General features: G+C 63.7%; 13 protein-coding genes. 7 read left to right on the top strand and 6 right to left on the bottom strand.

Going from position 1 to position 13,532, the window contains the following annotated elements:
• Window positions 1–7: 7 nt before the first annotated feature.
• The 3 genes from AC3WL8_RS00310 to AC3WL8_RS00300 all read left to right on the top strand — a co-directional run bounded on the left by AC3WL8_RS00310 (window position 8) and on the right by AC3WL8_RS00300 (window position 3,332).
• Entirely contained in the window at window positions 8–847 is an 840-nt protein-coding gene (locus AC3WL8_RS00310; RefSeq protein ID WP_492377681.1) for an SDR family NAD(P)-dependent oxidoreductase, read from the top strand.
• Window positions 848–925: 78 nt separating this feature from the next.
• Window positions 926–2,149, top strand: a complete 1,224-nt coding sequence (locus tag AC3WL8_RS00305; RefSeq protein ID WP_492377680.1) for an acyl-CoA dehydrogenase family protein — start codon at window positions 926–928, stop codon at window positions 2,147–2,149.
• Between the two features lie 40 nt (window positions 2,150–2,189).
• Entirely contained in the window at window positions 2,190–3,332 is a 1,143-nt protein-coding gene (locus AC3WL8_RS00300; RefSeq protein ID WP_492377679.1) for an acyl-CoA dehydrogenase family protein, read from the top strand.
• A 46-nt stretch (window positions 3,333–3,378) separates the two neighbouring features.
• On the opposite strand, the gene AC3WL8_RS00295 is transcribed toward AC3WL8_RS00300, so the two are convergent.
• The 4 genes from AC3WL8_RS00295 to AC3WL8_RS00280 form a co-directional block, all read right to left on the bottom strand.
• Complete coding sequence (locus AC3WL8_RS00295; RefSeq protein WP_492377678.1) at window positions 3,379–4,545, bottom strand: thiolase C-terminal domain-containing protein; 1,167 nt, start codon at window positions 4,543–4,545, stop codon at window positions 3,379–3,381.
• Window positions 4,542–4,961 (bottom strand): Zn-ribbon domain-containing OB-fold protein, encoded by a 420-nt coding sequence (locus AC3WL8_RS00290; RefSeq protein ID WP_492377677.1) that lies wholly within the window; start codon window positions 4,959–4,961, stop codon window positions 4,542–4,544. The genes AC3WL8_RS00295 and AC3WL8_RS00290 overlap by 4 nt, the downstream gene beginning before the upstream one ends.
• Window positions 4,962–5,037: 76 nt before the next feature.
• Window positions 5,038–6,216: an acetyl-CoA C-acetyltransferase gene (locus AC3WL8_RS00285; RefSeq protein ID WP_492377676.1), complete on the bottom strand. Its 1,179-nt coding sequence runs from the start codon at window positions 6,214–6,216 to the stop codon at window positions 5,038–5,040.
• Window positions 6,217–6,314: 98 nt separating this feature from the next.
• Window positions 6,315–7,097, bottom strand: coding sequence for an SDR family NAD(P)-dependent oxidoreductase (locus AC3WL8_RS00280; RefSeq protein WP_492377675.1), 783 nt, complete (start codon window positions 7,095–7,097; stop codon window positions 6,315–6,317).
• A 484-nt stretch (window positions 7,098–7,581) separates the two neighbouring features.
• On the opposite strand from AC3WL8_RS00280, the gene AC3WL8_RS00275 reads away from it, so the two are divergent.
• On the top strand, window positions 7,582–8,046 hold the full coding sequence (locus AC3WL8_RS00275; RefSeq protein ID WP_492377674.1) for a hypothetical protein: 465 nt from the start codon (window positions 7,582–7,584) through the stop codon (window positions 8,044–8,046).
• Window positions 8,047–8,369: 323 nt separating this feature from the next.
• On the opposite strand, the gene AC3WL8_RS00270 is transcribed toward AC3WL8_RS00275, so the two are convergent.
• Both AC3WL8_RS00270 and AC3WL8_RS00265 read right to left on the bottom strand, forming a co-directional pair.
• A complete protein-coding gene (locus tag AC3WL8_RS00270) occupies window positions 8,370–8,615 on the bottom strand; it encodes a hypothetical protein (RefSeq protein ID WP_492377673.1) in 246 nt (81 codons plus the stop codon).
• 885 nt (window positions 8,616–9,500) lie between these two features.
• Window positions 9,501–10,442, bottom strand: a complete 942-nt coding sequence (locus AC3WL8_RS00265) for a LysR family transcriptional regulator (RefSeq protein ID WP_492377672.1) — start codon at window positions 10,440–10,442, stop codon at window positions 9,501–9,503.
• 199 nt (window positions 10,443–10,641) lie between these two features.
• On the opposite strand from AC3WL8_RS00265, the gene AC3WL8_RS00260 reads away from it, so the two are divergent.
• From AC3WL8_RS00260 to AC3WL8_RS00250, 3 genes are all read left to right on the top strand, one after another.
• Window positions 10,642–12,261 carry an ABC transporter substrate-binding protein gene (locus AC3WL8_RS00260; protein ID WP_492377671.1) on the top strand — a complete coding sequence of 540 codons (1,620 nt, stop codon included), beginning with the start codon at window positions 10,642–10,644 and terminating at the stop codon, window positions 12,259–12,261.
• 109 nt (window positions 12,262–12,370) lie between these two features.
• Entirely contained in the window at window positions 12,371–13,072 is a 702-nt protein-coding gene (locus tag AC3WL8_RS00255) for an HAD-IA family hydrolase (RefSeq protein WP_492377670.1), read from the top strand.
• A gap of 68 nt (window positions 13,073–13,140) precedes the next feature.
• A complete protein-coding gene (locus tag AC3WL8_RS00250) occupies window positions 13,141–13,491 on the top strand; it encodes a cupin domain-containing protein (RefSeq protein ID WP_492377669.1) in 351 nt (116 codons plus the stop codon).
• Window positions 13,492–13,532 lie beyond the last annotated feature (41 nt).

The raw sequence follows: 13,532 nt of genomic DNA, 5'->3' as shown, positions 1-13,532 counted from the left end.
ACCCGACATGAACACACTCGCTGGAAAAGTCTTCGTGATTACCGGCGCCGGCCGCATGCGCGGCATCGGCCGCGCCACCGCCCTGCGTCTTGCGCGCGACGGCGCGGACGTTGTGGTAACTGCCCAGCGCCGCGATCCCGCGAGCTTTCCCGAACACGAGCGCGCGGCGCAATGGCGCGGGATCGAATCGCTCGCCGAGGAGATCAGAGGGCTGGGCCGCCGCAGCATGGCGATCGAATGTGACGTGACGCGCGGCGCGGACGTTGAATCCATGATCCGCGCGGCCGTGGAAGGCATGGGCCGCATCGACGGCGTGGTCAACAACGCCGGCGTCCCCAGCGGGGCGGGCGACATGCCGATCGTCGACCTCGATGAGGCCGAGTGGAAGCGCACGGTGGCCGTCAATCTCGACGGTGTGTTCCTGGTATCGCAGGCCGTCGCGCGCGTGCTGATCCGCCAGGGCGAGGGCGGCGCGATCGTCAACCTGTCCTCCGTGGCCGGACGGATCGGCATGGCGAACTACGGCGCCTACAGCACCACCAAGTTCGGCGTGATCGGCCTGACGCAGCAGATGGCGCAGGAACTGGCGCGGCACGACATCCGCGTCAATTGCATTTGCCCCGGGTTGACCGACACCGACATGCTGGACGGCACCTTCGGCCGGTCCGCTGCCCGCTCCGGCAAGGCATTCGACACGATCAAGAGCGGCAGTGTACGGGGCGTCCCCATGCGGCGCCAGGGAATGCCCGACGAGCAGGCAGCGGCAATCGCGTTCCTGCTGAGCCCGGATGCGTCCTACATCACCGGCCAGGCCATGAACGTCGACGGCGGCATGCGCATGGACTGAGTCATCGGGAGCGGTCGTTCCGTTCCCGGCAAATTTCACGACCGCTATGGTTGTAGCGGCCTTCACAGGAGATTGACCATGGAACTTCGGTGGAGCGACGCCGAACTTGCCTTTCGCGATGAAGTCCGAGCCTTCATTCACGAGAACCTGACCGACGAGCTGCGCGACGCGGGCCGCCACATGACGAGCGTCTATGTTGACCATCACGCCTCGATCACCTGGCAGCGCAAGCTGTTTGAAAAGGGCTGGGGCGCCCCGTCCTGGCCCGTGGAGCACGGCGGGTGCGACTGGAGCGTCGCGCAGCGCTACCACTACACCCGCGAGCGCCTAACAGCCGGTGCACCGCCGGCCCCGCTAGGCATCCACATGTGCGGCCCGGCGCTGATCCGCTACGGCACCGACGCACAGAAGGCGTTTTTCCTGCCGAAGATGCTCACCGGCGAGCACTACTGGTGCCAGGGCTACTCCGAGCCCAACTCCGGCTCTGACCTCGCCTCGCTCCAGATGCGCGCCGAGGACGACGGCGATGACTTCCTCTGCAACGGCTCCAAGATCTGGACGACCCACGCCAACTTGGCGAACTGGATGTTCTGCCTCGTCCGCACCGAGAAGTGCGAGCGTCCGCAGCGCGGCATCACGTTCCTGCTGATCGACATGGCGAGCCCGGGCATCACCGTGCGGCCCATCGTCGCGCCATCGGGCGAGCACATCCAGAACCAGGTGTTCTTCGACAAGGTGCGCGTGCCCAAGGCCAATGCCGTGGGGAAGATCGGCGATGGGTGGACCGTTGCGAAATACCTGCTGGAGCACGAGCGGGGCGGCACCGCCTACGCGCCCGATCTCCAGGTCAGGCTGGACCGGATCGCCGCCTTCGCCGCAACGGTCCCGGGCCACGACACCTCCGCTCTCATCGACGACCCGGCCTTCGCCCACAAGCTCGCCGCCGCGCGCATCCGCGTGAACGCCCTGGAACTGTATGAATTCCGCGCCATGTCGGAGGTGGCGAACGGCGGTTCGCCCGGCCTCGCGGCATCGGTGATGAAAGTCGTCGGCACCGAACTGAGCCAGCACGTGACCGAGCTGGCGCTCGAAGCCGCGGGCGACTACGGCATCGCCTATCAGCCCCAGGCCACCCGGCCCGGCGGCCCGGTGGTATTGCCGTTCGGCGCCGGGCCGCATGTGGGCCCGGCCTTTTCCGCCATTGCCCCGCTGCACTACCTGAACGACCGGGCCGGGACGATCTACGCCGGCTCCAACGAGATCCAGCGGAACATCATCGCCAAGGCAGGGCTGGGCCTCTGATAACGCCCGGCATCGCACGCAACCGACATCCGAGACACCCATGCACTTCTCGCTGAACAACGAACAGACACTGCTGCGCAACAGCCTGCGGGCGTTCCTGCGCGACCGCTATCCCTTCCCCTCGCGCAAGGACGCCAGCCAATCGGACAAGGGCTGGCGCCCCGACATCTGGCGCGCGCTCGGGAAGGAGCTTGGCATCTTGGGCGCGGCCCTTCCGGAAGACGTGGGCGGCAGCGGCGGCGGCCCGGTCGAGAACATGATCGTCATGGAGGAACTGGGCCGGGCCCTCGCGCTGGAGCCGTTCGCGGAGTCGGTGGTGATGGCCGGCGGGTTGCTGCGCCGCGCCGGGGGCCAGCGCGCACGCGACCTGCTCGCCGCCGTGCTCTCCGGAGACGACACCGTCGCGGTGGGGTGGAACGAGCCTGGCGCACGCTTCGGACTTGCAACGGTCGGCACGCAGGCACGGAAGCAAGGCGACGGATGGTGTCTCGACGGTCACAAAGTGGCCGTCATCGGCGCGCAGTGGGGGTCCAGCCTGATCGTCACGGCCCGCAGCGGCGGCGCCGCGTCGGACCGTTATGGCATTTCCCTCTTCCTAGTCGAGCGCGAACGTCCTGGCGTGACCCTGCGCGAGTACCACACCATCGACGGCCGGCGCGCGGCGGACGTAGTTCTCGACGGCGTGATGCTTCCCGCCGATGCGCTGCTGGGCGCTGAGGGACAGGCTTTTGACCTCATCGAACGCATCGCCGACGAGGCCGTGGCGGCGCAATGCGCGGAGGCGGTCGGCCTGATGGAAAGGATGCTGGAGGACACCATCGCCTATACCCGCCAGCGCGAGCAGTTCGGCCAGCCGATCTCGTCCTTCCAGGTCCTGCAGCACCGCATGGCGGACATGATGATCCAGGTTGAACTGGCCCGGTCGTCGGTCTACGGCGCGACGTTGAAGCTGGATGCGGAACCGGCCGAACGTGCAAGGGCGGCGTCCGCCGCGAAGGTCACGACCGATCAGGCCTGCCGCTTCGTCGGCCAGAACGCCATCCAGCTTCACGGCGGCATGGGCATGAGCGACGAGCTTCCCGTCACGCATTACTTCAAGCGGGCCACGGTTCTTGGCAATACGCTGGGCAGTGCGGACTTCCATGTCCGGCGTTTTGCGGGATTCGAGCGCGAAGCGGCTTGATGTAGCCAGAAAAGAGAGGGGGCGCCGCCGCGCCCCCCTTTTTGCATCACAGATTGTCAGCCCCGAACACCGCCGAACTGACTGTCGGCGCCCCAGGCCCGCCTGTCATCAGACAGATCTTCGCATCCGGCACCGGATTGGCCGACTCGCCGCGCAGTACCCGCACCGACTCGATGGCCGTGCCGATGCCATGCACGAAGCCGTGGGCAAAGTTCCCGCCCGAGGTATTGACCGGCAGTTTCCCGGTCGGCGCGATCAGGTTCTCGAACCGGATCACTTCGGCGACGTTCTCGTACGTGCAGAAGCCGTGGTCGATCAGCGACATGACACCCTGCGCGCTGAAGTTCTCGTAGAGCTGGATCACGTCCACGTCCGCCGGCGTCAAGCCCGTCTGCTGCCACAGCCTGCGTGCAACCGGCTTGAAGCCTGCGGAGGCGTAGTCGTCGTCATTGTCGAGCAGGTCGCCCCACCCTTTCGCCGTGCCATTGGCCACGCCCAGCAGCCGCACCGGCTTCTTGCGGAGATCCCGAGCGCGCTCGGTCGAGACAAGCAACAACGCACCCGCGCCGTCGTTCTCGCGCGAGCAGTCGAACAGCCGGAACGGCTCGGTAATCCAGCGGCCGTGGCGATACACCTCCAGGTCAAGATCCTTGCCGCTGGCCATCGCCTCCGGATTGCGGGAGCCGTGGTAGTAGGAGGCACGGACCAGTTCCTCGGCCACGGACTTCGGCACCTTGTGGTGCTCGAACATCCGCTGTGCCCGCAGCGCGCAAAGCTGCGCGGGCGCCATCAGCCCGGCGCTGATGCAATGCGCGTTGAGGTGGTGACGCATCACCGCGGCCGACAATCGTCCACTGTTGTCCTGCACCAGCGCGCGGAACACCACCACCGCCGAGGCCTGCCCGGTCGCAATGGCCGCCGCCGCGATGCCGAACGCCGCCGCGATGCCGCCGCCGCCGCCGCCCCAGACCTGGGAATTGAAGCATAGCTCCCTCGTGCCCAGGTCCGACATCAGCCGCACAGGCTCGTTGTTGTCGTCGCCATACGCGACAAACCCGTCCACGTCCGCCGGATCGAAGCCGGCATCCTCGCAGGCGTCGACAATCGCCCTGACCAGGACGGCCTGCTCCGGCATCGGTGCGCTTCCGCGCTTGTACTGCCGCAGGCCCAGGCCGGCCACCGAGACAGACCCACAGAATTCATTCGGATTCATCGCGCCTCCCGTTCCGATTCGTCGCCCACGGGCGTCCACTTCAGACCATGGACGGTCTCACCCTCCCATTCGAACTGCCAGGGCTCGGCCGTTACGCGCTGCCCGATCCGGACCGGCTCGCCGGCATCTGCCATCACGCCATTCAATCGTTTGCCTCCCGCACCGTCGAGTTCGACGATTACGCTCACATACGGCAAGCCCTTCGCCTGCCAGCCGAAGTCGTGCCAGGTGCGGGTCCACGTGAAGATGCGGCCGCGTGGCGCCACTTCGTGCCAGCCCTGCTCCCATGACCCACACTCGCCGCAACGCCAGACCGCCGGCCAGTGCCACGCGCCGCAGCCGCTGCATTGCTGCATTTTCAGACTGCCTTCCGCGAGCGCGTTCCAGTACTCGGCGTCCGCTCCCAATCCTTTCATTCCAGCCCTCCAGGAAAATTGATGTCAGTCGTCCGTCGCCATCGCCGCGTGCCCGCTGCGGCGATGCCGACGAGGGTCAGAGGCGTTCGACAATGGTGACGTTTGCCATGCCACCGCCTTCGCACATGGTCTGCAGCCCGTAGCGCTTGCCGCGCTGGTGCAGGGCGTGCACGAGGGTGGTCATCAGCTTGGTGCCCGAGGCGCCCAGCGGGTGCCCCAGCGCAATGGCGCCGCCGTTGACGTTGAGGCGCGCCGGGTCCGCGCCGGTCTCCTTGAGCCAGGCCAGCGGCACCGGCGCGAAGGCCTCATTCACTTCAAAGAGGTCGATGTCGTCGATCGACAGCCCTGCCTTCTTCAGCGCGTGCTGCGTGGCGGGGATCGGCGCTTCGAGCATGATGACCGGATCGTGGCCGATCACCGACAGATGGTGGATGCGGGCCAGCGGCTTGACGCCGAGCGTCTTCAAGCCACGCTCGTTCACGATCAGAATGCCGGTCGCGCCGTCGCAGATCTGGCTCGCGGATGCGGCGGTCACGCAACCGCCTTCCTGGATCGGCTTGACGCTGGCGATGCCTTCCAGCGTGGCGTCGAAGCGGATGCCTTCGTCCAAGCGGTGCATCTCGCCGTTGGCGCCACCCTCGGCCGTGCGCACGTCGACGGGCACGATCTCGCTGTCGAACAGCCCTGCCTTCGTTGCGGCAATCGCGCGCTGATGGCTTTCGAAGGCGTAGGCGTCAAGCATCTCGCGGGACAGGCCGTATTTGCGCGCGATCATCTCCGCGCCGGTGAACTGGCTGAATTCCACGCCCGGATAGCGGGCCTGCACGGCGGGGCTGACATAGGTGCCGAAGCCGTGCTTGAACGGGAGCGAGCTAGGCAACCCCATTGGAACTCTCGACATGCTTTCTACGCCTGCCGCGATGACCACGTCCATCGTGCCCGACATCACGGCCTGCGCCGCAAAGTGGATGGCCTGCTGCGACGAACCGCACTGGCGATCCACCGACGTCGCGGGCACCGATTCCGGCAGGCGCGAGGCCAGCACCGCATTGCGCGCGATATTGTTGCTCTGCTCGCCGGCCTGGCCGACGCAGCCGAGGATCACATCCTCGACCAGCACCGGATCTGCGTCGGCGCGATCCAGCAGCGCGTTGAGGACCTGGCCTGCCAGGTCGGCGGGATGCCAGCCCGACAGTCGTCCATTCCTGCGCCCGCCGGCGGTACGTGCGGCGGCGACGATAAATGCTTCTGCCATGTCGATGTTTCCTTGCGAGGAGACCTGCGTTCTTGGAAGGGCATGGCACGAAAGATGCGCCATGCCCGCACTACCTGAGGCCGTGGGCCGTCAGCCCGTCAGCGCGGCGCCATGCGGATCGCGCCGTCCAAGCGGATGCTTTCGCCGTTGAAGTAGGTGGTCGTCACCATGATTTCTGCCACGGCGGCAAACTCGTCGGGATTGCCGAGGCGCTTCGGGAACGGCACGGACGCCGCCAGCGCCGCGCGGACATGCTCCTGCGCGCCGGCCATGAGCGGGGTCTCGAAGATGCCCGGCATGATAGTGTTGACGCGGATGCCTTCGCCCATCAGGTCGCGCGCGATCGGCAGCGTCATGCCCACGACGCCGGCCTTGGAAGCCGAATAGGCGGCCTGGCCGATCTGGCCATCCTGCGCCGCCACCGACGACGTGTTGATGATGATTCCGCGCTCGCCGTCCTCCAGCGGATCGAGCGACAGCATGCCGGCCGCCGACAAGGCGAGGCAGCGGAAGCTGCCGACGAGGTTGATCTGGATGATCCGGTCGAAGGCGTGCAGCGGGAAGTGTTTGGGTTCACCCGTCTCCTTCTCGCGGCTCGCGGTCTTGATGGCGTTGCCGGTGCCGGCGCAGTTCACAAGAATGCGCTCCTGTCCGATGGCAGCCCGCGCCTTGGCGAAGCCTGCGACCACGTCATCTTCGGAGGTCACGTCCACCCGGCAGAAGACGCCGCCGAGTTCCTTGGCGAGCGCTTCCCCCTGCGCTTCGTTCTGGTCGAACAGCGCTACCTTCACGCCCCGGGCAGCCAGGCGGCGCGCGGTCGCCGCGCCCAGGCCGGAGGCGCCGCCGGTGATGACAGCGGATACGTTTGAGTCGAGTCTCATGTGTCGGGTCCCTGCTGGATGGTTTGGGAAAGTTACCGGCACGGTCCGGCCGCTCGTGGACGGCAGCCCGGTGCGGGGCGGCTACGTCGTGGCGCGGGGAAGGCCGGGGACGGGCGGACAGCGCGGCTTGCAGGAAAGTCTAGAGACGTCCGCGATCACGCAACATCGTCGGAAGTGACGATAAATTGGGCACCAAACAACGTGGCCCTGCAATCGCCCAGTGTGTTGAAAACCCAATCGCCCACTGAACGGGCCGAGAATTCGAAAAACTGACCTCTCAGATCAGCCGGTATCGGACGATCGTTACTCGGTTGGAGGTTTGGGTACCCCTGAAGTCTCCCAAAAACCGTGTTAGCCGAGTTTTTCAACACAATCGAGCGGAAGCGGTCAGTCGCTAGCGCCTTTTGCGCCGCAAGATGCAAGTGCCGCAGGGTGGCCTATATTGGGTCGGAATAGGACCGGGGACCAATGTTGGAGAAACGTGATGAAAAATACCCTTTGGTCAGCAATAGTGGCGCTTTCGGCTTTCCCCGCGGGACTCGCGGCAACAGACGCCATCGCCCAGAACAACTCCGTGACTGTCGTCCCCCTCACTGCCACGACGCGCAATGCCGGACATACCGCGCAGGCCACGCTGGCAGCGCAGGGCGACCAGACGGCAATCACCCTTCTTGTTGGCGGCGTGCCCGACGAGGTGAATGCCCCTCCCCATCTGTACGCGTTTATCTACCGCGGCACCTGCGCGAGCCATGACACGAAACCCGCGTACGATTTGAATCGCACTGTGCTGCCAGACAACCTGCCTGGTAATGGTGGCGTGTTAACACTATCGAGAAGAGCCCCAGCCATATTGAGTGAGCTCAGGGGAGGCGGATATACGGTCGTGGTGCGGACTAGCCCAGCGGATGGCAATTTCGATATTTTCTGCGGAAGTATCCGGGCAAGCTGACGCAAGTGTGGCGACGCTTGGGCCGCGTCATGTCGCGGCCTAGTTCCAATGTGATCGCGTCGAACGACCGCCCCGAGTCGCCACTAGCCAATCCAATCCGTGTCGCTTGACTTGCCCGCCGACTTGCTCGGCTCCGGCAATCGTCGAATCGGCCAACACCGACAAGTTGGCGCTGGCCAGGCGATATCGCCCCCGCCTGCTCGACGAAATTGCGACGCCGGCCTGATTGCCTGCCCTATGCAGACATAACTCCGGGTAATGTCTCCCGTGTACTAACGCGATCGGCGACGGCGCCCTAGGAAGCCGCGCGGGCTCCCTTCGCATTAGTTGTCATGGGCGGTCCGCGGCCGCTCCGCTTTGAGCGCGAGCCACGCTGAGTGGGAGTTTCGATCGCCGGCCAGTGCGGCTCCTTTGTCCTGCCAAACCACCCGCTTCTCATCGGTGAGGTAGTTGTACCAGGCAAGACCGGCAACCATTTCGCGCGGCTGTTGCAAATCGCCATTTCCGCTAATGGCGGTCACTATTTCCGCCAATGTTGAAATTTGAACCCTGTTGTTGCAGATCGCCATTTCGGCTAATGGCGATCACTAATTCCGCGAATGTGGGGCCAGCCAGGATAGTTTGATACGATGAAGATGAAAGAGGCCCTTTGCCTTGCCAGCGCTCGCGAGCACTGCGGCGGGAGAGTTCACTGTCGCCCAGTCGCGGTGTGAACGCGGATGGACAGAATGGCCCCTATTCTTGGGATCTTCACCGAATTCGTACGCATGTCTCTACCGAACAATCACCCTTCCCGATCGCCTTGCCCCACCAGCAATAGAATTTCGTCGATACCGCCCGGCGTAGCCCGCGTTTGCCGAATTAATGGCCCGCCGTGAAGTGTAGTAATGATGTTCCGTTTGGGTAGTAAAGTTGATACGCGCCCTGATTGCGCTCATTTCACCGTCTCACGGCTCTCCTTTAATGCGGCAGTTCGGTGAGCACGTGTCCCCTCCGCTCCTACTCTCACGCGGCGACAAGACGGTCCGGCTTTTTGTTCAGCGCCTTAGATTCCAGCTATTTAGGCCATGACGCGCGAGAACGCTCTTTTTACTGAACGAGATTGAAGCCGCGTAGTCAGTGTGAAACGTAGTAAAGATGTGACCAAGCGACGGACCTGCGATCGGATCAACATTACTTCTCGCAGGCGGAGGGTAACAACATTACTACTTGAAAAATCGTAATAATGTTAGTACAAACGAATCGCTAAGTTGTTGACTTTCCTGATTTTGTACTCAGATTTGGAGGAGCGTCTTTACTACACTTCACGCCTCTTGAATGAAATTTCCCCCCATGGCCCTTTTGCCGTTTCCGTAGATGGGTCGGTCGTAGACAAGAGCGTGCAGTGGGGGAAGTCGATTTCGTCAGACCGCCCAGGCTTAGGTCACGTCGCATACCGACCGTACCAACAATCTCTACCCTCGTCCCGACGCCAGATTTAGCAGCTCCATTTCCGGATACATCCGGTCGATCTCCTCTAGATCCCTGAAGGTCTCCTCGATGATCCAGTCACGAAGCTTTGCCACTGTCGGCCGCGGCGTGCCACTGGACTGCTGGACCAGATAGCAGCGCCGCTCTGTGACATGTGTTTGCCCGATTGCAGGCACTAGCGTGCCCACCCGCATCCAGTGCGTGACGACATTGAGCCAGCCCGGTGCGATCCCTTGGCCTAGCATCGCGGTCTGGATGACGATGGAATAGTCGGAGAAGTTCAGGCTGTACAGATCGAGTTCCCGCTGGCGCAGCCCTGGAAAAAGATTCGACCAGTCTCGGAAGCTGTCGGTCAGGTTGATGATGATGTCGCTGCCATGCACCGGCTTGTCGCGGTAGCCTGGCGTGCAGACCGGCAGGATGATTTCCGGCATCAGCAGCGCACCCGCTTCGGGTGTCTCGTTGCCGGTAAAAAAGCGGATACCCAGGTCCACATCGTGCATCGAACCGCCCACCTTGCCGGAGATTAGCTGGAAGCGCAGGTCGACCTTTGGAAAGTCCCGCCGCAGTTTTTCCATCCGCGGCATCATCCAGTGCGTCGTGAACGCCGTCGACACTGACAGGGTGATTGTCTCCATGCCCGTCGCCCGCGCCTCGATCTCGCTGATTGCCGCCTCGATGGTATTGAACCCGGCGGTAATGGCTTGATGCAGCAGGCGGCCGTCATCGGTCAGCTCAACGCCGCCGCGCACCCGGTTGAACAAGCGCACGCCCATGCGCTCCTCCATGCGGGCCAGCATGCGGCTCACCGCGGGCTGGCTGACATACAGCTCCGCAGCCGCCTTGGTGAGGCTCCCGCAGCGCCCGGCGGCCTCGAAGACGAACAGTGCATTGGCACTAGGCAACTTGCGACGGAAATTTGCCATAACCTCAGATTATGCTTGACCCAACAATTCGGAAGTTGCTCGCGAGCCCCCCGTTTTTCTAAACTTTGAGCAAGTCACAGGGATTTCTGCAGTAAGCGGGCCGTCCGGACGCCACCCAAACGGTATTGTCCTGCGCCCGATCCTATTACATAGACGCAGTCTTGTCATATGCGACGACGCCACCAAGGAACCTTCTGCCATGAACGACCGCACACAGCTTGACAACCTAATCGGCCCAGCGGAGAGCACACGCATCCTGGACGGACTGCGGCGGGGTTTTACGCGCCGTGACGTACTCGCCATGTTTGCGGCCGGGGGCATGCAGGCAGCGCTGGCCGGAAGCCTGGCCGGCATGGCGGTTTCGGCGCATGCACAGACTCCGCGCCGCGGCGGGCGGATTCGGGTGGCCGGCGACAATGCTGGCGCGGGCGATACGCTGGACCCGGCCAAACAGTCGAACAAGGTCGACTATTGTCGGTGCAACATGCTGTACAACGGCCTGACGTCGCTTGACGCAACCCTCACACCCCAGCCGGCGCTGGCCGAATCGTTCACGTCGAGGGATGCGAAGACCTGGATCTTCACGCTGCGCAAGGGCGTAACCTTCCACGACGGCAAGCCGCTGACGCCCTCCGACGTGGCATTCTCCCTGCTGCGCCACAAGGACCCTGCCACCGCTTCCAAGGCCAAAGTGTTGGCCGACCAGATTGACAGCGTTTCGGCCACCGGCCCTAACGAGGTGACTGTGGTGCTGTCCGCGCCCAACGCCGACTTGCCGGTCATCCTGGGAACATTCCACTTCCATATCGTCAAGAGCGGCACCACCGACTTCAACGCGGGCATCGGCACCGGCCCCTTCAAGCTCAAGGAGTTCAAGCCGGGCGTGCGCTCGGTGGTGACGCGCAATGAAAACTACTGGAAGTCCGGCAAGCCGTACCTGGACGAGATCGAGTTCGTCGGCATCGGCGACGAGGGTGCGCGCGTCAATGCGCTACTGTCCGGCGACCTCGACCTCGTCACGACCATCAATCCGCGTTCCGTTGCCCGTATCAAAGGCTCAGCGGGCCATACCGTGTTTGTCACGCAATCGGGCCAGTACACCGACCTGATTATGCGCAAAGACACCGGCCCCGGCACCAACCCGGACTTCGTGATGGGCATGAAGCTGCTGCAGGATCGCGAGCTGATGAAAAAATCCATCGCTCTCGGCTATGCACTGACTGGCAACGACCAGCCGATCGATCCGACCAACCGCTTCTATTCTCCGGGGCTGCCGCAACGCCAGTACGACCCCGAGAAGGCCAAGTTCCACCTGAAGAAGGCCAATCTAGGTAGCGCCCCGATTCCGGTGGTGGCCTCGCCGGCGGCCATGTATTCGGTGGATATCGCGCAGGTACTGCAGCAATCCGCACGGCAGGCCGGCCTGAATCTCGATATCAAGCGCATGCCGGCCGATGGCTTCTGGTCGAATCATTGGCTGCAAAGCCCGGTGGGCTTCGGCTCCATCGTGCCACGTCCAAACGCGGACACCATCCTCACGCAGTTCTTCAAGTCGGACGCGACCTGGAACGAATCTCGCTGGAAGGATCCAAGGTTCGACCAGTTGCTGTCCGCGGCGCGCGCCGAGACGGATATGGCAAAGCGCAAGCAGATGTACGCCGACATGCAGGTGATGATCCACGAGGGTTCGGGTATCGGCATTCCGCTGTTCGTCGCCACCATCGACGGCCATAGCAAGAAGCTCAAGGGGCTGTCGCCGATTCCGCTGGGCGGCATGATGGGCTATTCGTTCGCGGAGAACGTCTGGCTCGAAGGCTGAGCCCGCCCGCCGAACGATCCAGTTTTTCTTTCCGACCAGGACCGCACGCCGTTGCGGCCGGGGACTCCTTTCGCTTTTTTTCGCTTCATTTTTCCGAGAGAGGCATCTGATGGCACTGCAAGACTTCAAGGTACTTACGTTCGATGTGGTCGGTACGCTGATCGACTTTGAAGGTGGCATGCTCGACTACTTCCGTCGCGTCGTGCCGGACAGCAAGATCACGGACGAGGAATTCCTCGCCGCCTACCGCCGGGCGCGGGCCGAAGACAAAACAATGTGGTACCCCGATGACCTGGAGCGTTGCTGGCACCTGATGGCGCAAAGCCTGGATTTGCCCGATTCCGACGAACTCGCAAAAGGGCTGCGCGACTCGGTGGTGCACTGGAAGGCGTTCCCCGATTCCGTGGATGCGCTGAAGCGCCTGCGCAAACATTTCAAGCTCGTAGCGATGACCAACTCGCAGCGCTGGGCGCTGTCGCACTTCGAGAAGACGCTGGACTTTCCGTTCGACGACACCAACACCGCCGACGATACACTGACCGAAAAGCCTGATCCGCAGTACTTTGCCTACGCCCGCGGCCGCTATGACGCCAAATGGGGCTTCAAGCAGGAAGATAACCTGCACGTGGCGCAGAGCCAGTACCACGACATCGGCGCGGCAAACGCCCTCGGCCTGAAGACGTGCTGGATCGAGCGGCGCCACGCGCAGCCCGGCTTCGGCGGCACCATGGAGGTACCGGAGCTGACCAAGCCGAGCTATCACTTCCATTCGCTGGCGCACTTTGCCGACGCTGTCGAGGCCAACCAGTAAGTCCCTCCCAACTCCGGGGCCGCTCATCGCGATATCGCGATGAGCGGCCTTCGTCCCTGCGAATTGCCATGCCGATCACGATCATCCCGAATGCCGCGCAATGCAACGAACTGACCGACGATGGCCTGGTCGGTCGTCCGCTAAGCCTCCCGCCTTGCCGCACCAGCAGCCTGCGAGTCGCTCTCGAAGGCGCGGGCGATAACCGGACTGGCCTGTGGGAATGCACTGCCGGATCCTACGAGCGACAGGTGCCGGAAGCCGAGGTCATGCATATCCTGGCAGGCGCTTGCGTGTTCACGCCGACCGGCGGCGAGCCGATGCGCATCAAGGCGGGGGACACCCTGTTCTTCCCGGCCAATACCACCGGCACGTGGCAGATCCAGGAGCCCATGCGCAAGGTCTTCGTGATCCTGAAATAATGGGCGCGCGAAACGCGGACGGACGCGCATCCATTGCTGCG

It is taken from the genome of Cupriavidus sp. FW305-F7, from assembly GCF_058782875.1.
The sequence above is the reverse complement of the archived record's forward strand: the minus strand, read 5'-3'. Positions and strand labels throughout refer to the sequence as shown.

Bases quoted from the DNA above. Each gene is read 5' to 3' on its own strand.
- AC3WL8_RS00310 (WP_492377681.1), top strand. From the start codon at position 8: ATGAACACACTCGCTGGAAAAGTCTTCGTGATTACCGGCGCCGGCCGC.
- AC3WL8_RS00305 (WP_492377680.1), top strand. From the start codon at position 926: ATGGAACTTCGGTGGAGCGACGCCGAACTTGCCTTTCGCGATGAAGTC.
- AC3WL8_RS00300 (WP_492377679.1), top strand. From the start codon at position 2,190: ATGCACTTCTCGCTGAACAACGAACAGACACTGCTGCGCAACAGCCTG.
- AC3WL8_RS00295 (WP_492377678.1), bottom strand. From the start codon at position 4,545: ATGAATCCGAATGAATTCTGTGGGTCTGTCTCGGTGGCCGGCCTGGGC.
- AC3WL8_RS00290 (WP_492377677.1), bottom strand. From the start codon at position 4,961: ATGAAAGGATTGGGAGCGGACGCCGAGTACTGGAACGCGCTCGCGGAA.
- AC3WL8_RS00285 (WP_492377676.1), bottom strand. From the start codon at position 6,216: ATGGCAGAAGCATTTATCGTCGCCGCCGCACGTACCGCCGGCGGGCGC.
- AC3WL8_RS00280 (WP_492377675.1), bottom strand. From the start codon at position 7,097: ATGAGACTCGACTCAAACGTATCCGCTGTCATCACCGGCGGCGCCTCC.
- AC3WL8_RS00275 (WP_492377674.1), top strand. From the start codon at position 7,582: ATGAAAAATACCCTTTGGTCAGCAATAGTGGCGCTTTCGGCTTTCCCC.
- AC3WL8_RS00270 (WP_492377673.1), bottom strand. From the start codon at position 8,615: ATGGCGATCTGCAACAACAGGGTTCAAATTTCAACATTGGCGGAAATA.
- AC3WL8_RS00265 (WP_492377672.1), bottom strand. From the start codon at position 10,442: ATGGCAAATTTCCGTCGCAAGTTGCCTAGTGCCAATGCACTGTTCGTC.
- AC3WL8_RS00260 (WP_492377671.1), top strand. From the start codon at position 10,642: ATGAACGACCGCACACAGCTTGACAACCTAATCGGCCCAGCGGAGAGC.
- AC3WL8_RS00255 (WP_492377670.1), top strand. From the start codon at position 12,371: ATGGCACTGCAAGACTTCAAGGTACTTACGTTCGATGTGGTCGGTACG.
- AC3WL8_RS00250 (WP_492377669.1), top strand. From the start codon at position 13,141: ATGCCGATCACGATCATCCCGAATGCCGCGCAATGCAACGAACTGACC.